We start from the raw sequence: 20747 nt of genomic DNA on the forward strand, positions 1-20747 counted from the left end.
TCCATATGCGGTCCCGCCGCGGGGCGCGACCAGCCCGCACCGGCCCGCAGGGACTCACGGTGCCTCCTCGCGGGGCGGCGCCGCTGAGGAGAGGGCCCAGGCCACATCCCTCAACAACGCATGCCGCCACCCCACCCGGTCGTGGCCGGAGGCCGACCGCGAGACCCCCACGGCAGCACCGGCCTCCTTGGTCAGGGCCTCAACCACCTGACAGTGCGGCAGCATCCGCCTCTCGTGTTCCCCCACGTCGAACGCGACCCGCAGCCCGGACAGATCGGGCCCACGGTCCCGCAGGCGCGCCGCGACGGCGCCGCCGACCGGGCCGTCCACGAGGTCCGCCCGGTCCAGGGCGTCGGGCGTCCACCAGAACGACCCCGACTGGCAGGCGACACGGGACACCAGCTCCGGGAACTCCAGCGCCGCGTACACCGCGCTCAGCCCACCGAGGCTCTGCCCGGCGACCACCAGCCGGTCCAGGTCGGCGCGTACGCCGGATTCCGCGACCAGCGGCAGGAGTTCGTCCCGGACGGCCTCCCACAGGTCGGGTCGGCAGGCGAACTCGGCCTGCCTGTCCTTGGCCGGAAGGAAGACGAGGGTGACGGCGGGCATGTCACCACTGGCGACCGCCGAGTCGAACGCGGTCATGGCCGGGTGCAGATACAGCCAGTCGTCCCCGTCGAGCAGCAGGACCACCGGCCCGCCGCCGCCCGCCGGGTGGACCCGCACGGTGCGCCGCCCGCCGAGCCTTTCGCTGTTCCAGCGGATCCGGGTACGCGGGAGCGGCAGCACGTCATCGGCCCCGACAAGAGGCCAGTGCGGCTGGTCCGGCGCGTCCGGCGTCGCGGCGATGGACCGGTCACCGCCCGCGCCGACCGGGTTGAACGGGTCGGCGTACCCCGTGTCGGACGCGACGAACCGGTACGTCACCCGCATCCGCGCGGGCAGGCGCACCTCGGCGTACCAGCAGTCCGTGTCGCCCCACCGCCGCAGGGGCACCTGTTCCGGCCAACTCTCGAAGTCGATGCTCGCCGGAGACCCGCGCCACAGGAACAGGGACGTCCAGCCGCCGTCGGCGGCGGGTATCGACGCGGGTGCGCCCGCCGCTGCCCAGAACTCGTCGGTGCCAGGTTCACCGGGCAGGCCGAATTCGACGAAGGCGCTCTCTGTGTCGGCCGCGAGGCCGGAGCCGGGATCGGTCATGGCCGGCTGGTGGGGTAGCAGGTGCCGTCCTCGGCGCGGACCCGTTCGATCACCAGGGGCATGCACGTCTCCTTGTGAGAGGGAAGGTGAGCGGTTAAGCTCCCGTCGTCCCGATTAGGCGAGGCTAACCTAAGCGTGGCGTTCCTTTCCATCCCCGATCCACCTCTCTCGACGCGGCCGTCACCGGCCCCGTCGGACCCGAGGAGGCACTGAACATGAGCACCAACCCTTTCGACGATGCCGAGGGCCGTTTCCTCGTCCTGGTGAACGACGAGGGCCAGCACTCACTCTGGCCGTCCTTCGCGGAGGTGCCCGGCGGGTGGACGATCGTCTTCGACGAGAACAGCCGAGAGGCATGCCTGGACTACATCGAGGCCCACTGGACCGATCTGCGCCCCCGATCCCTCGCGACGTCCATGGACGTCTGACCCCGCAGGGCCCGAAGGCAGCCGACACACAGGGGAGCCCTCGCTGATGCTCTGCACCAGACTGACCAACGCCCGCTTCCTCACCATGGACCCCGGTCGGCCCGTCGCCCGCGACCTGGGTATCTGGCGGGGCCGGATCGTCGGCCTGGACGAGGCCGTGACCTCCCTGCCCGCCCGCGAGGTGATCGATCTGCAGGGCGCCACCGTGCTGCCCGGCTTCATCGACGCCCACGTGCACCTGGCCTGGACCGGGTTCAAGGAGAACACCCCGAGCATCGCGGGCCGCACGCGGATCGACGACGTACTCGCCGTCGTGGAGGAGGCCGTCACCCGGAAGGGCGCGCCCGGCGCCTGGGTGAGCATCGCCGGATACGACCAGCGGGCCCTGGGCCGCCACTTGACCGCCGCCGAACTGGACAAGGTCAGCCACGGGCACAAGGTGTTCGTGATGCACGACTCCGGGCACGGCTGCGTCGTCAACTCCGCCGTGCTCGACCTGCTTCCCGCCGACACCCCGCACGACAACGGCTTCCTCGCCGAGGGCGCCATGGGAGCCGCCCGCGCACTGCGCCTGCCCCACTCCCAGGAGGATCTGGCCGAGGCGATCGGACGCGCCGCCCGCACCTGCCTGGCCGAGGGCGTCACCGCCTGCGCCGAGGCAGGCATCGGCGGCACCCTCCTGGGCCACAGCCCGGTCGAGCTGGGCGCCTACCAACTCGCCCGTGAGAAGGGCCTGTTGCCGCTGCGCGTGCAGCTCATGGTGTCCGCCGACCGGCTGCACCCGGTCGCCGCACACGAAGCCGACGGTATTCCCCGGGCCCTCGACCTCGGTCTGCGCACGGGGTTCGGCGACGACCGTCTCTCCCTGGGCGCGCTGAAGATCTTCACCGACGGCGGCATGATGGCGCGGACCGCCGCGCTCAGCAGCCCGTACGAAGGGCTGGACGGCACGGGCCAGTTGCAGGACGACCCGCACGTGCTCGCGGACACGATCGTGGACGGTCACCTCGCCGGCTGGCAGCTCGCCGTCCACGCGATCGGCGACCGCGCGGCCGACATCGCCCTGGACGCCCTGGAACGGGCCCAGCGCCTCCGGCCGCGCCCCGCCGCCCGGCACCGCATCGAGCACGCCGGCCTGATCCGCCCCGACCAGCTCCCACGCTTCGCGCGACTCGGCATCAGCGCCGTCGTCCAGCCCAACTTCCTGCGTTACTTCGGTGACGACTACGCGGCGATCATGGGCGAGGAGCGGGCCCCGTGGCTCTACCGCGGCAGGGCGTTCCTGGACCACGGCATCACGCTCGTCGGCAGCTCCGACCGCCCCGTCACCGACGGATCCCCGCTGCGAGCCGTCCAGTTCATGGTCGAGCGCGCCGCCGAGTCCGGCCAGGTGATCGGCCCGGCCGAGGGCGTCACCGTCGACGAGGCCCTGCACGCCTACACGGTCGCCGGCGCCTTCGCCTGCCACTGGGAGGACAGCCTGGGAAGCCTCTCCCCGGGCAAGCTCGCCGATCTGGTCGTGCTCGGCGACGACCCCCGGCGTGTCGATACGTCGCGCATCGGAGACATCGAGGTCGTGGCGACATATGTCGACGGCCGCGCGACAGAGAAGACCACACCGTGAACGGGTCGGAGGACACCATGGAAGCGGACACCGTCGACAGCTATGCGTACCTCTGGACGGACGATCAGCATCAGCTCCGGTGGGCCATCTGGAACACCGCCGTCGGCGCCGAGATCTTCGACCGGGAGACCAACTGCCCCTTGCCCATCGACGACGAAGAGGTCCGGCGTGCGGTCCTGAGCCGAATGCGAGCGGCAGGGATACCCGAGAGCGACGACTACCCGGGCCGTCCGTGCGGGTAGCACCGGCCTTCGACCAGCGCCACCGGCGTCGCCCGCCGGCCGGCCGTGACGTTCCTGCCCCTCGCCAGGCCGGTCGGCGCGGCTCCGCGATGGCCTACGGCAGCAGTACGATCTTGCCGCGGACGTGTCCCGCACGGCTCAGGTCGAGTGCGGCGGCTGCCTCCGCGAGGGGGTAGGTGCGCCAGATCGGGACGTGCAGCCGTCCTTCCTCGATGAGGGCGAGGATGTCGCGCAGGGCCCGCACGCCGTTCCCGCTCGCTCCGTCCGTGTGGACCTGGATGCCCAGGTCGGCGGCGTCGAAGGCCACCAGGGTGAGGACGCGCTCGGGGCCTCCGGCAAGGTCGATGGACAGCGGGATCTCGCCGTGGCCGGAGGCGTCGAGTACGGCGTCGACTCCCTCGGGGGCGATCGCCCGTACGCGGTTGGCGAGCCCCTCGCCGTAGACGACGGGGATCACGCCGAGCGAACGCAGCCGTTCGTGGTTGTCCCGGCTCGCGGTGCCGATCACCCGCGCGCCACGGGCCACGGCGAGCTGGGCGGCGAACGTGCCCACTCCACCGGAGGCGGCGTGGATCAGCAGGGTCTCGCCCTGGACGACCTTGAGGCGTTCCAGAACCGTCCACGCGCTTCCGCCCGGACCCGCAAGAGCTCCGGCGACTTCCCAGGGAATGGTGGCCGGCTTGGTGACCAGTGCGGCGGCGTCGGCGACCGCGCTCTGGGCGTACGCCGGCGTGCGTGGGGTCCCCAGGACCTCGTCGCCGACGGCGAAGGCAGTCACGCCCTCCCCGACCTGGTCCACCACACCGGCTACGTCGTACCCGAGGCCCGCGGGCAGATCGATGGGCATCATCTGCCTCATCGCCCCCTGCATGATCTTCCAGTCGATCGGATTGACGCCTGCCGCCCGCACCGCGAGCCGCACTTGCCCGGGGCCAGGGACGGGCGCCGGAACGTCCACGACGCGCAGTACTTCGCTGGTGCCGTACTCGGAGAATCGAACTGCGAGGGACATTGTGTTCAGCTCCATATTCTTGCCATGGCAAACGGGTCGGGCAAACGGGTCGGGGAAACGGGGGGCGGCGGTCACCGCCGGTGTCACTGGCCGCAGGGGCCGGAGTGGTCGCAGTACGGCGTCAGCTGACTGCTCCCGCAGCCGCACAGCACGGCCCTGCTCTCGGCCTGCGTCCCCTCCTGCGTGTCCAGCGACAGGTCGCCGCGCACGATCAGCTGTCCGGCAGGGGTCCGGGTGATGCGGGTCGGCCGGTCCGGAGTCTCTTCCCGGCCGTCTGCCAGTGAGTACTGCAGCGCGCCCGAGGGGCAGCGGCGCACCACCTCGGCCAGCCGATCGGCCGGGGCGGCATCGGGCTGAATCCACGGACACCTGCTCGCGTCGAAGACCTCGGGCAGGCTGTTGACGCACTCGGTGGCGTGCAGACAGCGCCTCGCCTCGAAGGTCACGGTGATGTCCGGTGCCTCGTAGGCCTTCTGCTGGGGTTTGCCGCTCATACCGGTCTCCCTCATGCGTCTTTGGCCGGCCGGCCGAGTCAGTCGCTGACCTTGCTCCGGGCCTGGTACAGCAGGTCGGCGTACTCGGGGTGGCGGCCGATCCATCCTGTGTAGAAGGGGCAGACGGCCAGCACGCTCAGCCCTGCGGCGCGTGCCTCGTCGAGGGAGGCCCGAGCCAGCGCCGAACCGACCCCGCGGCCCGCGAACTCCGGATCGACCTCCGTGTGCACGAAAGCGATCAGTTCCGATGTGCGGATGTACTGCGAGAAGCCCGCGACCTCGGACCACCCGTCCACCGTGGCCTCGTAGCGGTGTGCCTCAGGTACGTCGATCACCTTGACCGTCACTTGTCCTCCTTGGGAGCCCCGTAACTGGAGGCAGCCGCCGTCCCGGCGCTCGGCTGCGAGTTTGCGACCTGGATAGTTGACGCGTCACAAGCTATTCAGCTCGCGTTGATATGTCAACCTTGGGAGGTGTGGTGGCGACGCCGGGGGAGGATGCGGACCACACCCTTCTCTCACTCCGCAGCCCTGGTCGGCTCGAGGACTCTTCCCTCGATCGAAAAGGTTGACGCGTCACCCTCTGTGCGCTACGGTTCTTGTTGACGCATCAACCTGGTGTCTTCGGGCAGGAGCAGTAGCTATGAGTGAGCAGAAGATCATCGCGGTCGCCGGAGCGACGGGCGCTCAGGGTGGCGGTGCCGCGCGGGCGATCCTCGCCGACTCGGAGTCGGGTTTCGCGGTGCGCGCGCTCACGAGGAACCCCGACTCGCCCGCCGCCCGGGAACTCGCCGCGCTCGGGGCCGAGGTCGTCCAGGCGGACTTCTACGACGAGCCGAGCGTGCACAAGGCGTTCGAGGGTGCTTACGGCGCCTTCCTGGTGACCAATTTCTGGGCGCACGGCTCAGCGGAGAAGGAGATCGAGGAGATCAACGTCCTGGTGCGGGCCGCCAAGGCGGCGGGGCTGCGGCACGTGGTGTGGTCGACGCTGGAGGACACCCGCGAGCTGCTGCCGCTCGAGGACGAGCGGATGCCCGTTCTCCAGGGCAAGTACAACGTGCCGCACTTCGACGCCAAGGGTGAGGCCAACGATTTGTTCCGCCAGGCCGGGGTACCGACCACCTTCCTGAACACCACCTTCTTCTTCCAGGGCTTCCTGACCCAGATGGGTCCCCAGCGAGGTGAGGACGGCGTGCTGACGCTGACCCTGCCGCTGGAGAACGGCAAGCTCATGGCGGGAGTGGACGTCGCGGACATCGGCCGGACGGCCTTCGCCGTTCTCAAGGGCGGCGCGCCGTTCGTCGGCCAGACCGTCAACCTGGCCGGCGACCATCTGACGGGTGACCAGTACGCGGAGAAGCTGGCGGCTGCGCTGGGTGAGCCGGTGCGTTTCCAGTCCGTGCCCTACGACGTCTTCCGCACCTTCGGTATCCCGGCGGCGGATGAGCTCGGCAACATGTTCCAGTACTACGGCGACTTCGACCAGGAGTTCACCGGCGCCCGCGACCTGGACAAGGTGCGGGAACTCAACCCGGCGCTCAAGAGCTTCGACGACTGGCTGGCCGAGAACGCCTCGCAGATCAAGGTGAGCTGAGCGAATTTCGCTCTCGCAGGCACGGGCGGCGCGGGCGCGAGGAGCGCCCTGGGGGTGGATGCCGTCGTACTCTCCGCCTGCGTGCAATGCTGTCCATCCCGCCATCCCTGCCATTCCCGCCACCGATCAGCGACTGGGCCGACCGATCGGCACCGCAACCCCTTCAAGGAGATCCCTGGTGCGTAATCCGACCGTGGCACAGCAGTTGATCGATGTCCTGCGACAAGCGGGGGTGGAACGCATCTACGGCGTCGTCGGCGACAGCCTCAATCCCGTAGTGGACGCGATCCGGCGTACCGACGGCATCGAGTGGATCCATGTGCGCAACGAGGAGGCGGCGGCGCTGGCTGCTGCGGCCGAGGCGCAGCTGACCGGGCGGCTCGCGGTGTGCGCGGGCAGTTGCGGCCCGGGCAACACCCACCTGATCCAGGGTCTGTACGACGCGAACCGCTCCGGGGCCCCGGTGCTCGCGATCGCCTCCCACATTCCGTCGAAGCAGATCGGCACCGGCTTCTTCCAGGAGACGCACCCGGAGCGGCTGTTCACCGAATGCAGCCAGTACTGCGAAATGGTGAGCCGGCCGTCGCAGATGCCGCGCATAATGCGGATCGCCGTACAGCGCGCGCTGTCCGACAACGGGGTGTCGGTGCTCGTCATGCCCGGCGACCTGTCCCACGCGCCCGCCACGAACCCCACCGGATCGAGCAGTTTCGTCACCACCCGCGGCCGGGTCCTACCGCCGGCCGACCAGGTGCGGGGCCTTGCGGCGAAGCTCAACGCGGCCGAGAAGGTGATGTTCTTCTGCGGTGCCGGCGTACGGGACGCGCACGCCGAGGTGATGGAGCTCGCGGGCCGGGTGCACGCGCCGGTCGGGCACACGCTGCGCGGCAAGGAGTGGATCCAGTACGACAACCCGTACGACGTCGGCATGAGCGGGCTGCTCGGCTACGGCGCCTGTTACGACGCCATGCACGAGGCCGACCTGGTGGTCCTGTTGGGCACCGACTTCCCGTACGACGACTTCCTGCCGCAGGCTCGCACCGTACAGATCGATCACGACGCGGGGCGGATCGGGCGGCGGACCGCGCTGGAGCTGGGCGTGCACGGTGACGTGGGCGAGACGCTGCGCGCGGTGCTGCCGCTGGTCGAGGCGAAGCGCGACCGCTCGTACCTGGACCGGACTCTGCGCCACCACGCCAAGTCCCTGGAGAACGTGGTCTCCGCATACACCCGCAATGTCCAGCACCACGTGCCGATCCACCCCGAATACCCGGCGTCGATCCTCGACGAACTCGCCGACGACGATGCGGTGTTCACCGTCGACACCGGAATGTGCAACGTGTGGGCGGCCCGCTACATCACGCCCAACGGCCGCCGCCGCGTGATCGGTTCGTTCCTGCACGGCACCATGGCCAACGCTCTCCCGCACGCCATCGGTGCCCAGTTCGCCCACCCCGGCCGTCAGGTGATCTCGATGTCGGGGGACGGCGGACTAGGCATGCTCATGGGCGAGTTGCTCACCGTCAAACTGCACAACCTGCCGGTGAAGACGATCGTCTTCAACAACTCCTCCCTCGGCATGGTCAAGCTGGAGATGATGGTCGACGGCCTGCCCGACTACCAGACCGACCACGAGCCGGTGGACTACGCCGCCATCGCCGCAGGGGTCGGAATCCACGCCATCCGCATCGAGAAGCCCGCGCAGATCCGCGAAGGCCTGCGGGAGGCACTCTCGTACGACGGGCCGTGCCTGGTGGACCTCGTCACCGACCCCAACGCACTGTCGATCCCGCCGCACATCTCCGGCGAACAGGTGAAGGGATTCGCCTTCTCGGCAGGCAGGACGGTGCTCAACGGCGGCGTGGGCAAGATGCTCGATCTGGCCAGGGCCAATCTGCGCAACGTTCCGAGGCCCTGAACCTCCAGTGGCAGCAGCTCGCGGGTGTCCTCCAGCGCCGACCACACCACGCGCTGGAGCCTCACCGGTCGGCGACACCTCCAGGGGTCTTCGAAGCCGGCACCGGACGCGCGGCATCCCGGGAGGGGCGCGTGGGGTATCGGCAGCTGTACGTGCAGGTGCTGGTGGCGATCGTCATCGGGATCGTGCTCGCGTGGCAGCGGCCGGATCTGGCCACGTCGACGGAGCCGATCGGCACCACGTTCATCACGGCGATGAAGATGCTCATCGGGCCGATCGTGTTCCTGACCATCATCGGAGGCGTCGCCGGTGTCGCGGACCTGAAGAAGGCGGGCCGCAGGTGATCTTCGGGATCGCGTTGAAGTCCGTCGGCAAGGCCGGTGAGCCGATCATCGCCGGAGTCGACCGCCTGACCACAGTGGTGTTCAAGGTGCTGTCGTTCGTCATGAAGGTGGCTCTGCTGGGCACCTCCACCGCCGAGCCGGCCCTGCCGGGCCTGATGCGCAAGCTGGAGTTCATGGGTGCCGAGAAGCCCACGGTCCGCGGCCTCGATCTGACACGGGCCCGCCAGGTGCTGTCCGGCGAGATCCGGGAAGACGCACTCGCGACAGACGAAGACACCCTCGCACGGAGACGGACCCCACCGCGCCGGGGGAGGAGGCAGGTCACGGCCTCGGCCTGATCAAGCCTTGCCGCCGAGAACGCTCATGACCTGGGGAACCGTGGCCCGCAGTTCCCGCACCAAGGCGCGCACGACGGCCGATCCGGCCAGTTCGGAAGTGGTGACGTAGCCGACCTGGCGTGTCGGGCGCTTCGGTCCGAGATCGGTGATCCCCACCGAGTTCGGGGCTCCGACCAAGGAGAGCGCGGGCATGATCGCCATTCCGTGACCTCCGCTCACCAAGGAGAGCACCGCTCCGTCGTCCTCGGCCTCGACGGTCGCCTTCGGGATCCAGTCCTGCGCGGCCCACCAGTCACGCGTGTACGAGGAACAGTTCTCGGCCCAGTCGACCAGCGGCAGCGAGCGCGGGGCGGCGTGGCCCGCCGTGTGCACCAGGGCATACGGCTCCACAAGAAGTGCGCTCGCGACCAGACCCGGTGGAAGCGGCACGGAGCCGCCGAGTGTGGCGATGCCGATGTCGGCTTTCCCGTCGGCGACTTCGCCCGCGGTGCCACGCCCCACCTCGCGCACGATCCGCACCTGCGGCTCGATCCCGGGGTGCTCGGCGCGCAGCCGCTGCAGGACCTGCGGCAGCAGGTGAAGGGCCGCGCTGCGGAAGGCCGCGATCCGCAGCGGCCCCGCCGCCGAGTCGGACCGGGCCGCGCCGCGCGCCTCGGCGGTCAGGACGTCCAGCAGGCGCAGGATGCGGCGGGCGTGTGCGACGGCCTGCTCTCCGGCGGGGGTGGGGTGGGCGCCGGTGCGGCCGCGTGCGAAGAGGACGGCACCGATTTTGCGCTCGCTGCCACGCACCGAGTGGGAGACCGCGGACTGGGTGAGACCGAGCGTGCCGGCCGCGGCCGAGAAGCCGCCGGTGTCCGCGACCGCCACCAGGACGCGCAGTTCGTGCGGGGCGAGATCGGAGTCGGTCGTACGGGCCATGGTGCGCTCACTTCGACGTATGAGAGTTGCTCATGGAACGGTGTGTCGCATGAGCCCAACCGGCTGCCGAAAAGAGGCATTCCCGCCCTACGGTGCCTGCTCATGAACGAGACCGCGCTCACCGTGCATCAGACCGCCCGCCCCCACGGCTTTCCCACCGCCGAGCACTTCGCCTTCGTCGAGTCCAAGCTTCCCGAACCCGCGCCCGGCAGCGCGCTGGTGGAAAACCTCTACTGGTCCGTCGACCCCTATCACCGCGAGATGATGGACGACGTGCCCGGCGGCTTCGTGCTCGGCGCACCGCTGGAGGGCCGCACCATCGGGCGGGTCATCGCCTCGCGCACGCCTCGCCTGTCCGAGGGTGAGATCGTCTTCCACCGGCAGGGCTGGCGCACGCACGCGGTGGTCACTCCCGAGGAGATCCGGCAGTTGCCCCGCTTCGACGGGGTGCCCCTGACCGCGTACCTGAGCCTCCTCGGCGGCACCGGCCTGACCGCCTACGTGGGCTTGACCCGGATCGCCCGGCTCCAGGAGGGCGAGGACCTGTTCGTGTCGGCCGCCGCGGGTGGGGTCGGCACGGCGACCGGGCGATTCGCCGGACTGCTCGGGGCCGGGCGGCTCGTGGGCAGCGCGGGCTCGGCAGCGAAGGCCGACCACCTCACGCGGGAAGTGGGCTATGACGCCGTCTTCGACTACCACGACGGGCCCGCAGCCGATCTGCTCGCCAAGGTCGCGCCGGACGGCATCGACGTGTTCGTCGACAATGTCGGCGGTGAGCAACTGGCCGCGGCGGTGGGAGCATTGCGCGAGTTCGGGCGCATCGTCCGCATCGGCACGATCAGCCAGTACAACACCCTCGACGCGCCACCGCCGCGCTTCAACCAGGCGGACATCGTGGAGAAGAGCATCCGCATGGAGGGCTTCCTGGTCCGCAACTACCGTGATGTGCAGGAGGAGTTGTACGAGTTCGCGGTACCGCATCTGCAGAGCGGCCGGCTCAGGCTGGACGAGACGGTGGTCGACGGGTTCGAGTACATCGTGGACGCGTTCCTGGGAATGCTGCGCGGTGAGAACACCGGCAAGATCATCGTGCGGGACCGCACGCAGGCCCCGTCCGCGAACTGAGCCGCCGGCCCGGCGCGCCACGCGAGCCTGCGCCGGGCTCAGCGGTGCCCTGTGTGACGCAGTGATCACTCCGGGGAGGCATTCCGCCGCCCGACCTTGGGCGTGCATCGGCCGCAAGCACCCCCACTCGAGGAGTGCCAAGCGCCGTGAACGCCTCGCCTGCCACAGCCGCCTCCACCCCCACTGCTCCGGGAGCCCTCCCTCTCATCGGCCACGCCACCGGCTCACCCGCGACCCGTTGCCTTCATCACCTCGCTGCGCCGGCATGGCAGCGTGGTGCGGATACGCATAGGTCCCACTCCCGCGTATGTCGTGACCGACCCCGCCCTGACCCGCCGAGTCCTCGTCACGGACGCCGTGCACTTCGCCAAGGGCGGCAAGATCATCGACGCGCTGCGGGTCTTCTTCGGCGACGGACTCGCCACCGTCGCCGACGGCGACACTCATCTGCGCAACCGCCGCCTGATGCAGCCGATGTTCAACAAGGCGCATATCGCCACCCGCGGCACCGCCATGATCGAGCAGGTCAGAGCGATGATCAGCGCATGGGACGAAGCCGAACCCCGTGACGTGTACGCCGACATGAACGACATCACGCTCGCCGCGTTCCTCGTCGCCCTGTTCGACACGGACCTCCCCGCGCACCTCCAGGGCGAGTTCACCGCCCTCATGCCCGCGATCATGAAGGGGACGATCCGTCAGACCGTCCTTCCCCCCTGGGTCACCCGTCTGCCCTTGCCCGCCAACCGCGCCCACGCGGAGCGCGTCGCCCGGTTGCGTGCCCTCATCGACCAGGCCATCGACCATCACACCAGCCGGGCACCGTATCCGCCCTCCGAATCCGCGGACACCCCGACCGAGCCTGTGGGCTGCCCGCACGCCGCACCGGCGCAGGAACGCGAGGGGCTGTTCACCACCCTGCTGACCGCCGAGGACCCGCTGACGCGGCAGCAGTTGCAGGACGAGGTCATCACGCTGCTGACCGGCGCGATCGAGACAACCGGCACCACGCTGGCCTGGACCCTGTACGAGATCGCCGGCAACCCCTAGTGCCCCAGCAGGCAACGTTTGCCCCGTCGCGACGCCCGGCACGTACTCTCGCCGCACCGGCCGAAAGCCCAAGTACGTCCAGTACGAGGGCTTCCGGCCGGCACGCCGAGAGCACGCACCGGACGCCGCTCCTTAACGGGCAAACGTTGCCTGCTGGGGCACTGGATCGAACAACGCCTGCGCGACGAACTGGCCTCGGTCTGCCCGGATCGCCCCTTGCGCTACGCCGACCTGGACCAACTCCCGTACGTCCGCAAGGTGCTCCAGGAGGCCGTCCGCAAGTACGGACCGGCGTGGATGGTGACGAGGACCGCCACCCAGGACGTCGACCTGGGCGGCCACCGCATACCCGAAGGGGCCGACGTCGTCTGGAGCCCATACCTCCACCAGCACGACGCCGACTACTTCCCGCAGCCCGGGCTCTTCGACCCGGACCGCTGGACGCCCGAGCGCGCCCCGGCCACCCGCGGTTCCTTCCTGGCGTTCGGCGACGGACGCCGCAAGTGCATCGGCGAGAACTTCGCCTGGAGCGAGTTGCACATCATCCTGGCGACCGTCCTGCAACTCTGGCCCCGCCTCGAACTCACCTCCCGCCCTCCCCGCGCGAAAGCCGTCGTCACCGTCAAGCCCGACACCATGACCATGGCGTTCCACCGGATGCCCACACCGGCGGCGGACAACACCACCACACCAGCCCGCCGACCCCAACCGCCGGCACCGGACGAGCCGGCAGCGGCCTCGGGCTGACCGCCGAGCGCTCCGCACAAGCGTCCGGGCTGCTACAGCGCGAGCCAGGCCGCGTGGTCCGGTGCCAGTACACCGCCTTCCACGGGGCCGCTGGAGAGCAGGAGGGAGGTGTGCCCGGGCAGAGGGTGCGCCTCGGCCGAGAGGTTGACGACGCAGGCGAAGCCCGGTGCGCGACGGAAGGCGAGGACCCCGTCAGGGGCTTCCAGCCAGGTCAGGGTGCCATCGCCGAGCGCGGGGAGCTCACGGCGCAGCCGCAGGGCGGCGCGGTACAGCTCCAGCATCGATGTCTCGTCACCGGTCTGTGCCTGAACGCTGAACTCGCCCCAGTTCGCCGGTTGCGGCAGCCAGGGCGCCGCGGCGGCACCCGCCGGGCTGAAGCCGTACGGCTCGCTCCGCCCGGACCAGGGGAGCGGCACCCGGCAGCCGTCGCGTCCGCGGTCGGTGTGCCCGGACCGTTCCCAGATCGGGTCCTGGAGCACGGCCTCGGGCAGGTCCTCGACCTCCGGCAGGCCGAGCTCCTCGCCCTGGTAGATGTAGGCGCCGCCGGGCAGGGCGAGCATCAGCAGGGCGGCCGCACGGGCGCGTCGCCGGCCCAGTTCCAGATCCGGTGGACCTTCGGGCCGGTACGGCTCGTTGGCCACCCACCGCTTGACGGTTTTGCGGCCGTAGCGGCTGGGGTGGCGCATGACGTCGTGGTTGGAGAGCACCCAGGTGGCCGGCGCCCCCACCGCACCGAGCATCGCGAGCGAGTCGTCGATGACCGAACGCAGGTCCTTCGCGTCCCAACTCGCCATCAGGAAATCGAAGTTGAACGCTGTGTGCAGCCCGTCCCGGCGGACGTAGGCGGCGAGCCGCTCGGGGGTGTCCGCCCAGGCCTCGGCCACGAAGGACCGGTCGCCGGGGAACTCGTCGGCCACCTTGCGCCACGCGCGGTAGATGTCGTGCACTTCGTCGCGGTCCCAGTGCGGGTGGTCGAGATGCCGCCGTATCCGGTTCGCGGCGTCCGCCTCGTCCCGGCGGGAGAGCGGCCCCAGCACCCCCGCCGGCTCCTCACGGGGCGGCAGGTCGGGCAACTCGGGGTCCTTGACGAGGCCATGGGCGACGTCGATGCGGAACCCGTCCACGCCCCGGCCGAACCAGAACCGCAGGATCGACTCGAACTCCGCCCGCACCTCGGGGTGTTCCCAGTTGAGGTCCGGCTGCTGAGGGGCGAACAGATGCAGATACCACTGCCCGTCGGGCAGCCGCGTCCAGGCCGGACCGCCGAAGCAGGAGACCCAGTCGTTGGGCGGTTCGCCGCCGCCCGGTCCACGGCCGGGGCGGAAGACGTAGCGTTCCCGCTCCGGGCTGCCCGGTCCGGCCGCCAGCGCCGCCCGAAACCACGCGTGCTGGTCGGAGGTGTGGTTGGGCACGATGTCGGGGATGACGCGGATCCCGTGCCGGTGCGCCTCCTCGATGAGCTGTTCCGCCTCCGCCAGGCTGCCGAACAGCGGGTCGATCTCACGGAAGTCCGCCACGTCGTAACCGTGGTCCGCCATCGGCGACTTGTACCACGGGTTGATCCAGAGGGCGTCGACGCCGAGCGACTTGAGATACGGCAGACGGGAGCGGATGCCGGCGATGTCGCCGACGCCGTCACCGTCCCCGTCGGCGAAACTGCGGATGTAGACCTGGTAGATGACGGCGCTTCGCCACCACGGTGCGGTGCTGGGCATATTGCTGTGGTTCTCCTTGGGCCTTGGACGGGTGGCTACTTGGCCGCGCCCGAGGTGAGTCCGGCGACGATGCGGCGCTGGAAGACGAGCACCATGATCACCAGGGGGACGGTGACCAGGACGCCCGCCGCCATCTGGCTGCCGTACGGGGTCTGGTACGACGTGGCGCCGCTGAACTTCGAAATGGCGACCGTCGCGGTCTGCATGCCGGGCTTGTTGGTCATCGACAGGGCGATGAGGAACTCGTTCCAGGCGGCGATGAAGACGATGATCGCGGTGGTGAAGATGCCCGGGGCGGCGAGCGGGATGATGATCTTGCGGAACGCCTGGCCGCGGGTGCAGCCGTCGACCATGGCTGCGTGCTCCAACTCTTCCGGCATCTGCCGGAAGAACGTGGTCAGGTTCCACACCGCCAGCGGCAGCGTGAAGGACATGCTGGGCACGATCATGGACTGATAGGTGTTGATCCAGCCGATGTTCGTGAACAGCTTCAGCAGCGGCACCACGATCGACACCACCGGGAACATCGAGGTGGCGATGATCAACGTGAGGATCAGTCGCTTGAACCGGAACTCCAGCCGGGCCATCGCGTATGCCGTGAACGTGGCCAGCAGCAGCGACAGCGCGGTGGTGACGCCGGCGACGATCAGGCTGTTGAGCAGCGCGCGCGAGAACCCCTGGGACGGGCTGAACACCGCACGGTAGTTCTCGAACGACAGCGGATGGGGAAACAGCGAGGTGCTGAAGATGTCGGTGCTGCGCCGCAGACTGGAGACCAGCATCCAGTAGAAGGGGGCCAGGCAGTAGGCCACCACGGCGGCGACACCCACGTAGGGCAGCCACTGACGCCACTTGGCCGTGAGGGTCATGCCGTCACCTCCGCACGGCGCGGCGCCGGAAGGGCTCGGCGCCTGCCCCGGGCCGCGCGTCGGCGCTTGGCGCCGCCTGCATCGCCGGCTTCGCCGACGAGATCGGCGCCCAGCAGCCGGACGAAGGCGAGCGCGATGAGGAAGACGTAGAGGAAGAGGAGCACCGCGTAGGCGGAGGCCGGTCCGAAGCGGACGTTGGAGGCTTCGTTCTGCGCGAGCATCGACAGGGTTTCCACCGAGCCTTTCTGCGCGCCGATGAGGATGTACGGCAGGTCGAACATCCGCAGTGCGTCCAGGCACCGGAACAGCACCGCCACCAGCAGCGCGGGCTTCACCAGCGGCAGGGTGATGCGCCAGAACCGGGCCAGGGCACCGGCCCCGTCGATCCGGGCGGCCTCGTAGACCTCCTTCGGGATCACCTGGAGGCCGGCCAGGACCAGCAGCCCGATGAAGGGGGAGGTCTTCCACACTTCGGCGATGATGACCGCGATCTTGGCCTGGAAGCCGTCGGCGGTCCACAGGACCTGATGTCCGATGAGGACGTTGGCGATTCCGTCGGCGTTGAAGATCCACCGCCACAGCAGGCCGGAGATGGCCGTGGGAATCGCCCAGGGCACGAGGATGCCGGCCCGCACCAGGGCCCGGCCCCGGAACGCCTTGGCCATGATCAGTGCCATGGCCACACCGATCACCGTCTCCAGCGACACCGTGACGACGGTGAAGAGCGTGGTGTTCCAGAAGGCGTTCCAGAATCGGTCCCCGGCCTGGGTGAAGATGTCGGTGTAGTTCCTCAGTCCGACGAACGGCTCGGTGTTGCTGATGAAACCGGTCTTCGGGTCCAGCCCCTTCGGCCCGTACAGCGACTCGTTCAGCGCCATGATCGTCGGATAGATCACGACGATCGTCAGCACCAGGAGCGTAGGGGAGACGAGCAGCGCGGCCAGCCGCCCCGTGCCCGCGGTCGCACGGGCTCGTGTGCGGCCGGCCTTCGGCGGCGAGGAGGGCCGCCCGGTACGGCTGCCGGGCGCGCTGCCGGAGTCGGGTGCGGCGGTTCCGGGCGGGACCTTGGTGTCGGCCATCACCCCACTCCTCACTGCGCCGTCAGCTTCTGCAGGTCCGCCTGCAGATCCTTCAGCGCCTGGGCGCTGCTCTTCTTTCCGGTCAGCGCGGCGTAGACCTCCTGCTGGATCGCCGACGTCACATCGCCGTACTGCACGACCCGCGGGCGCGGCACGGCATGCGTGATGGACTGCTTGAGGACGGGCAGGTACGGATACTGCTTGTCCAGCGCCGTGTCGTTGTAGAGGTCCGCGTACGGCGGGGCGAGGGAAGCGTTCTTCAGGAAGTAGCTCGCGCTCTGCTCGCTGCTGAAGAACTTCATGAAGTCCAGGGCCGTCGCCTTGTTCTTGGCGAAGGACGACAGGGCCAGGTTGGAACCGCCGAGGCTGGATGTGCCGGGCCCGTTCAGGCCGGGCAGCGGTGCGACCGCGAACTTGCCCGCGATCTCGCTCTTCTGCGCCAGGGCGTACACGTACGGCCAGTTGTTCAGGAATACCAGTTTTTTGGCCTGGAACGCCTGACGGCCGTCCTCCTCCTGGTAGGTGATGGCCTCCTTCGGGATCGTCTTGTCCTTGAAGGAGTTGACGAGGAAGTCCAGGCCCTTCTTCGCCTGCGGGGTGTCGACGTCCGGCTTGCCGTTCGCGTCGGTGATCTGACCGCCCGCGGAGTTCACGGCCTCGGCGAAGTTCACCGTCAGGCCCTCGTACTTCTGGAACTGCCCGGCGTAGCAGGACATGTTCTTGGCCTCGGGCAGCTTCTCCACCTTGGCGCAGTCGGCCGTCATCTCCGCCCAGGTGGAGGGGGGCTGGGTGATGCCGGCCTGCTTCAGCAGGTCGCTGCGGTAGAACAGCATGCCGCCGTTCGAACTGGCCGGGACCGCGTACAGATTGCCGCGGTACTTCGCCGTCTCCACCACCGGCTGCAGCATCTTCCGCAGCGGGAACTGGTTCGCGGGCAGGGGCTCGATCCACTGGTGGGCGGCGAACTCCGACGTCCACACGACATCGGTGGCGAGCACCGTGTAGGCGTCGGACTTCGTCTCCGCGTTCTGGATCATCTGCTGTCGCTGCGAGTCGGCATCCGTCGGCAGCTGGATGAAGGTGACCTTCTCCTTCGGGTGCAGCTTGTTCCAGCGGTTGATGATCGTCTGCACGGTGCCGGTGGTGTCCTTGCCGGCCACGTACGTGATGGGCCCACGTCCCTTGAAGGACGTGTTCTGGGCCGGCGCCGCGGAGCTGCTGCCGCCGGACGAGCCGCAGGCGGTGAGCAACAGCCCGGCGGCGACGAGCGTTGCCGAACACTGAAGGACTCTGGTGGTCCTGATCTTCTGCACGGTCTCTCTCCTGGTCGTGCGGAACCGGAGCCGTGACTGTGTCGTCACGGGGTTCTGTGGAAGAAAGCGCAGGTCAAAGCCCTGAATGGAAGACTTCATGGGGACGGCTTCGACTCCGCCGTGGCAACGTTTGCATGACAGGCGTGCAACCTGGGGAAAACAATCCGCAAATTCCCGGTAATGCGGGCAAGGATTAATCGAATACTGTGCCCTTTATGCGGCTTTTGCTGCGGTATTCGGCTCTCATGTCTTCGGAGGGGGCGATGACAGCGCTGTCACAGCCGCGCCTCTGAGAAGGGTCAGCCGTGTTAGCGTCCGCTCATGCCTCCAGCTCAGCGGCACCCCACGATGACTGATGTCGCCGAACGGGCCGGGGTCTCCCCGTCCACCGTCTCGCGCACCCTGCGCGGCCTGCCGACCGTCTCACCGGAGGTCCGTGCCCGGGTCGAACAGGCCGCCCGTGAACTGAACTTCGCGGTCTCGCGGCAGGCCGCGAGTCTGGTCACCGGCAGGACCGGGGTGGTGGCAGTGCTCGTGCCCACGCTCACCTCGTGGTTCATGGGCTCGGCGCTGTCCAGCCTGGGTCCGCTGCTGCGCGCGGCCGACATGCAGCTGTCCGTCTACGTCATCCCCGACCTGGCCGAGCGCGCCTCGTTCTTCGAGCATCTCCCCGCCCGCCGGAACGCCGACGCCCTGCTCGTGTTCTCCTTCGACCTCACCGAAGAGGAGAGCGCGCGCCTGGATGACCTCGGGATGCCGGTCATCTACGTCAGCCAGCACGTCGAGGGCCGCCCCAGCGTGTACGTCGACGACGTGGCCGGAGCCTGCGAGGGCACCCGGTATCTGCTGAACCTCGGGCACCGGCGGATCGCCTTCATCACGACGGTGGGCGCCAGCGGCTTCACCTTCAGCTCGCACGAGCGGCTGCTCGGCTACCGCCAGGCGCTCACCGAGGCGGGCATCCCCCCGGACGACGACCTGGTGGTGTCGGCCCAGGCTCAGGACAGGCGCGCCACACTGGAGGCGGTCGGGAAGCTGCTGAGCCTGCGGGAACCGCCCACCGCCCTCTTCGCCGAGCAGGACGAACTGGCCGTCTCCGTCATCTCTACCTTGCTCCGAACGCAGATCGAGGTACCCGGGCGGATGTCCGTCCTCGGCTTCGACGACCAGCCCATGGCCGAGTGGGCCGACCTGTCCACGGTGGCCCAACTGCCCTCGACCATGGGGCACGTGGCCGGCGAACTTGCCCTGAAGCTCATCAACGACGCGGCCGCGGACCACAAGCGGCACATCGTCCTGCCCACCCAGGTGATCCCCCGGGCCACGACCGCTCCGCCGCCGGCCCCTCAGCAGGAGCAAACCGCCGGCGGCGAACGGCCGTACGGGTGACGGACCCGCGGCGGCACGGGGCGAGGTGAGCACCGCCGGCCCGGAGGCCCACGGCGTTCACATCTGCCCGGATCCGTCACCGAATCTGGCTGCTGCCATGCGCTGTGCGGCGGCGGCCGCGTCGCCGACGTCCGTCCAGTCCTTGGGTCGGCATCCCTGGAAGATGCGCTCGACCGGTGCCCATCCGATCCAGCGGGGGGAGTCCCAGCCCGAAGGCGCCACCAGGTTCTGAATCTCCAGACAGTGGTCGATCCTTACTCGGTCCCAGGCACGGATGACCTGGCCATCACCGATGCACAGCCCCACATGGCCCCAGTTCTGCCGTCGGCCGAGCAACTCGCCGGTGTTGTCGTAGAAGACGAAGGCACCGGTCGGAGGCGTGCCGGAGCTGTTCCGCGCCCCGTAGAGCTCAGCGGACTCGCGGGCGAAGTCGCCACCGAAGATCTCCAAGTGGTTGGGTCGTTCGTAGGCGTCCTCCACAAAAGCCAGACACAGCGAGGTGTAAGCGGTCGTTCCCAGACCTCGCCGTGCCCATGCGATGGCGTTGTCCGCATAGACCTGCCAGTCGTGTTCCATGGCCCCCCTAGCTGGTTCAACAAACGGTCTCGCATGCTAAAGGCGCGTCGGCGTGCAGCAGGACAGGATTTTCCCGGGAGCAGCGTGCGACAGCGGGTGCGCGGCATCACCGAGCAAGGTCAGCCGGTCCGTTGACCACCTGTGCAGCGGTTCGCGGTCGTGCAGCGCCCAGTGACGGACACGGTCGGCGGCGTGAACGGAGTGAATGCCGTCGGCGCCCACCACGACGTCGGCCTCATGGGCGGTGCCGTCCTCGAACACCAAGCGCACCCGGTCCCCGGATTCCTCCGCCCGCAGCAGCCGGTGGCTCAGCCGGAGTCCGGCGGGCTCGGAGCGTTCCAGCAGCGACGCGTGCAGATGCGCCCGGTGCACGCTCTAGCACGGAGCACCGAAAAGCCGTGCACAGTCGGCCCCAACTCGGTGCGGGCGATCGAAGTGCCCTGCCAGCTCTGGAATTCGATCGCCTCCAGCCGTGCAGCGCGTTCCTTGAGGGCGGGACCGAGTCCGCGCACCGGACCGGCCTCGAACGCGCTGGGGAGTTTTCGCCCAACGGGATTTCCGTCTGCTCTGGACGGGCGAGACCGTGAGCGGATTGGGGAACAGCATCACCGCGGTCGCCCTGCCGCTGATCGCGGTCGCGGAGTTGGACGCCACCTCCACCGCCGTCGGTCTGCTCGCCGCGGCCGTGTGACTGCCCTGGCTCCTGGTGGGCCTGCCAGTGGGCGCATGGGTGGACCGGACCCGCAAACGGCCACTCATGATCGCCTGCGACC

Annotated in this window: 22 protein-coding genes; 11 read left to right on the plus strand and 11 right to left on the minus strand. The window is 69.3% G+C overall.

Annotation, left to right across the window (positions count from 1 at the left end; translation table 11 throughout):
• Positions 1-54: 54 nt before the first annotated feature.
• Entirely contained in the window at positions 55-1200 is a 1146-nt protein-coding gene (locus Q4V64_RS52675) for an alpha/beta hydrolase-fold protein (protein WP_124437765.1), read from the minus strand.
• A 215-nt stretch (positions 1201-1415) separates the two neighbouring features.
• Between Q4V64_RS52675 and Q4V64_RS52680 the strand changes: the two genes are divergently transcribed.
• The 3 genes from Q4V64_RS52680 to Q4V64_RS52690 are packed head-to-tail and all read left to right on the plus strand — an operon-like array spanning position 1416 to position 3494.
• Positions 1416-1628, plus strand: coding sequence for an MbtH family protein (locus tag Q4V64_RS52680; RefSeq protein ID WP_124437764.1), 213 nt, complete (start codon positions 1416-1418; stop codon positions 1626-1628).
• A 46-nt stretch (positions 1629-1674) separates the two neighbouring features.
• Positions 1675-3252 carry an amidohydrolase gene (locus tag Q4V64_RS52685; protein ID WP_124437763.1) on the plus strand — a complete coding sequence of 526 codons (1578 nt, stop codon included), beginning with the start codon at positions 1675-1677 and terminating at the stop codon, positions 3250-3252.
• Positions 3249-3494: a hypothetical protein gene (locus tag Q4V64_RS52690; protein ID WP_124437762.1), complete on the plus strand. Its 246-nt coding sequence runs from the start codon at positions 3249-3251 to the stop codon at positions 3492-3494. Before Q4V64_RS52685 ends, Q4V64_RS52690 begins: the two co-directional genes overlap by 4 nt.
• A 94-nt stretch (positions 3495-3588) precedes the next feature.
• Here the strand turns inward: Q4V64_RS52690 and Q4V64_RS52695 are convergent, their stop codons facing one another.
• From Q4V64_RS52695 to Q4V64_RS52705, 3 genes are all read right to left on the minus strand, one after another.
• Positions 3589-4506 carry an NADP-dependent oxidoreductase gene (locus Q4V64_RS52695; RefSeq protein WP_124437761.1) on the minus strand — a complete coding sequence of 306 codons (918 nt, stop codon included), beginning with the start codon at positions 4504-4506 and terminating at the stop codon, positions 3589-3591.
• Between the two features lie 83 nt (positions 4507-4589).
• Complete coding sequence (locus Q4V64_RS52700) at positions 4590-5000, minus strand: (4Fe-4S)-binding protein (protein WP_124437760.1); 411 nt, start codon at positions 4998-5000, stop codon at positions 4590-4592.
• 38 nt (positions 5001-5038) lie between these two features.
• Complete coding sequence (locus Q4V64_RS52705) at positions 5039-5347, minus strand: GNAT family N-acetyltransferase (protein WP_124437759.1); 309 nt, start codon at positions 5345-5347, stop codon at positions 5039-5041.
• Positions 5348-5642: 295 nt separating this feature from the next.
• Between Q4V64_RS52705 and Q4V64_RS52710 the strand changes: the two genes are divergently transcribed.
• From Q4V64_RS52710 to Q4V64_RS52725, 4 genes are all read left to right on the plus strand, one after another.
• Positions 5643-6593, plus strand: coding sequence for an NmrA/HSCARG family protein (locus Q4V64_RS52710; RefSeq protein ID WP_124437758.1), 951 nt, complete (start codon positions 5643-5645; stop codon positions 6591-6593).
• 178 nt (positions 6594-6771) lie between these two features.
• Positions 6772-8511, plus strand: coding sequence for a pyruvate dehydrogenase (locus Q4V64_RS52715; protein ID WP_124437757.1), 1740 nt, complete (start codon positions 6772-6774; stop codon positions 8509-8511).
• Positions 8512-8642: 131 nt separating this feature from the next.
• A complete protein-coding gene (locus Q4V64_RS52720; protein ID WP_253266752.1) occupies positions 8643-8855 on the plus strand; it encodes a cation:dicarboxylase symporter family transporter in 213 nt (70 codons plus the stop codon).
• Positions 8852-9193, plus strand: a complete 342-nt coding sequence (locus Q4V64_RS52725; RefSeq protein WP_253266751.1) for a hypothetical protein — start codon at positions 8852-8854, stop codon at positions 9191-9193. The genes Q4V64_RS52720 and Q4V64_RS52725 overlap by 4 nt, the downstream gene beginning before the upstream one ends.
• On the opposite strand, the gene Q4V64_RS52730 is transcribed toward Q4V64_RS52725, so the two are convergent.
• Positions 9194-10111, minus strand: coding sequence for a LysR family transcriptional regulator (locus Q4V64_RS52730; protein ID WP_124437756.1), 918 nt, complete (start codon positions 10109-10111; stop codon positions 9194-9196).
• A gap of 102 nt (positions 10112-10213) precedes the next feature.
• On the opposite strand from Q4V64_RS52730, the gene Q4V64_RS52735 reads away from it, so the two are divergent.
• The 3 genes from Q4V64_RS52735 to Q4V64_RS52745 all read left to right on the plus strand — a co-directional run bounded on the left by Q4V64_RS52735 (position 10214) and on the right by Q4V64_RS52745 (position 13033).
• A complete protein-coding gene (locus Q4V64_RS52735) occupies positions 10214-11236 on the plus strand; it encodes an NADP-dependent oxidoreductase (RefSeq protein WP_124437755.1) in 1023 nt (340 codons plus the stop codon).
• A 312-nt stretch (positions 11237-11548) separates the two neighbouring features.
• Positions 11549-12286 (plus strand): cytochrome P450, encoded by a 738-nt coding sequence (locus Q4V64_RS52740; RefSeq protein ID WP_253266750.1) that lies wholly within the window; start codon positions 11549-11551, stop codon positions 12284-12286.
• Positions 12287-12304: 18 nt separating this feature from the next.
• Entirely contained in the window at positions 12305-13033 is a 729-nt protein-coding gene (locus tag Q4V64_RS52745; RefSeq protein ID WP_124437754.1) for a cytochrome P450, read from the plus strand.
• A gap of 32 nt (positions 13034-13065) precedes the next feature.
• On the opposite strand, the gene Q4V64_RS52750 is transcribed toward Q4V64_RS52745, so the two are convergent.
• From Q4V64_RS52750 to Q4V64_RS52765, 4 genes are read right to left on the minus strand one after another with little or no spacing between them, the layout of a single operon-like run.
• The gene (locus Q4V64_RS52750) at positions 13066-14748 is read right to left on the minus strand and encodes a glycoside hydrolase family 13 protein (protein ID WP_124437753.1); all 1683 of its coding nucleotides are present in this window, start codon (positions 14746-14748) and stop codon (positions 13066-13068) included.
• A gap of 35 nt (positions 14749-14783) precedes the next feature.
• Complete coding sequence (locus tag Q4V64_RS52755; RefSeq protein WP_124437752.1) at positions 14784-15617, minus strand: carbohydrate ABC transporter permease; 834 nt, start codon at positions 15615-15617, stop codon at positions 14784-14786.
• Positions 15614-16696, minus strand: coding sequence for a sugar ABC transporter permease (locus Q4V64_RS52760; protein WP_124437751.1), 1083 nt, complete (start codon positions 16694-16696; stop codon positions 15614-15616). Before Q4V64_RS52760 ends, Q4V64_RS52755 begins: the two co-directional genes overlap by 4 nt.
• Before the next feature lie 11 nt (positions 16697-16707).
• Positions 16708-18009, minus strand: a complete 1302-nt coding sequence (locus tag Q4V64_RS52765; protein ID WP_253266748.1) for an ABC transporter substrate-binding protein — start codon at positions 18007-18009, stop codon at positions 16708-16710.
• A 321-nt stretch (positions 18010-18330) separates the two neighbouring features.
• Here Q4V64_RS52765 and Q4V64_RS52770 point away from each other — a divergent pair, with 321 nt between their 5' ends.
• The gene (locus Q4V64_RS52770; protein ID WP_303715238.1) at positions 18331-19398 is read left to right on the plus strand and encodes a LacI family DNA-binding transcriptional regulator; all 1068 of its coding nucleotides are present in this window, start codon (positions 18331-18333) and stop codon (positions 19396-19398) included.
• Positions 19399-19455: 57 nt separating this feature from the next.
• On the opposite strand, the gene Q4V64_RS52775 is transcribed toward Q4V64_RS52770, so the two are convergent.
• On the minus strand, positions 19456-19974 hold the full coding sequence (locus Q4V64_RS52775) for a hypothetical protein (RefSeq protein ID WP_124437749.1): 519 nt from the start codon (positions 19972-19974) through the stop codon (positions 19456-19458).
• Between the two features lie 36 nt (positions 19975-20010).
• The gene (locus Q4V64_RS52780) at positions 20011-20346 is read right to left on the minus strand and encodes a hypothetical protein (RefSeq protein WP_124437748.1); all 336 of its coding nucleotides are present in this window, start codon (positions 20344-20346) and stop codon (positions 20011-20013) included.
• Positions 20347-20747 lie beyond the last annotated feature (401 nt).

The organism is Streptomyces sp. NL15-2K, from assembly GCF_030551255.1.
Taxonomy (GTDB): Bacteria; Actinomycetota; Actinomycetes; order Streptomycetales; family Streptomycetaceae; genus Streptomyces.

Bases quoted from the DNA above. Each gene is read 5' to 3' on its own strand.
- Q4V64_RS52675 (WP_124437765.1), bottom strand. From the start codon at position 1,200: ATGACCGATCCCGGCTCCGGCCTCGCGGCCGACACAGAGAGCGCCTTC.
- Q4V64_RS52680 (WP_124437764.1), top strand. From the start codon at position 1,416: ATGAGCACCAACCCTTTCGACGATGCCGAGGGCCGTTTCCTCGTCCTG.
- Q4V64_RS52685 (WP_124437763.1), top strand. From the start codon at position 1,675: ATGCTCTGCACCAGACTGACCAACGCCCGCTTCCTCACCATGGACCCC.
- Q4V64_RS52695 (WP_124437761.1), bottom strand. From the start codon at position 4,506: ATGTCCCTCGCAGTTCGATTCTCCGAGTACGGCACCAGCGAAGTACTG.
- Q4V64_RS52700 (WP_124437760.1), bottom strand. From the start codon at position 5,000: ATGAGCGGCAAACCCCAGCAGAAGGCCTACGAGGCACCGGACATCACC.
- Q4V64_RS52710 (WP_124437758.1), top strand. From the start codon at position 5,643: ATGAGTGAGCAGAAGATCATCGCGGTCGCCGGAGCGACGGGCGCTCAG.
- Q4V64_RS52730 (WP_124437756.1), bottom strand. From the start codon at position 10,111: ATGGCCCGTACGACCGACTCCGATCTCGCCCCGCACGAACTGCGCGTC.
- Q4V64_RS52735 (WP_124437755.1), top strand. From the start codon at position 10,214: ATGAACGAGACCGCGCTCACCGTGCATCAGACCGCCCGCCCCCACGGC.
- Q4V64_RS52750 (WP_124437753.1), bottom strand. From the start codon at position 14,748: ATGCCCAGCACCGCACCGTGGTGGCGAAGCGCCGTCATCTACCAGGTC.
- Q4V64_RS52755 (WP_124437752.1), bottom strand. From the start codon at position 15,617: ATGACCCTCACGGCCAAGTGGCGTCAGTGGCTGCCCTACGTGGGTGTC.
- Q4V64_RS52760 (WP_124437751.1), bottom strand. From the start codon at position 16,696: ATGGCCGACACCAAGGTCCCGCCCGGAACCGCCGCACCCGACTCCGGC.
- Q4V64_RS52770 (WP_303715238.1), top strand. From the start codon at position 18,331: ATGCCTCCAGCTCAGCGGCACCCCACGATGACTGATGTCGCCGAACGG.
- Q4V64_RS52775 (WP_124437749.1), bottom strand. From the start codon at position 19,974: ATGGAACACGACTGGCAGGTCTATGCGGACAACGCCATCGCATGGGCA.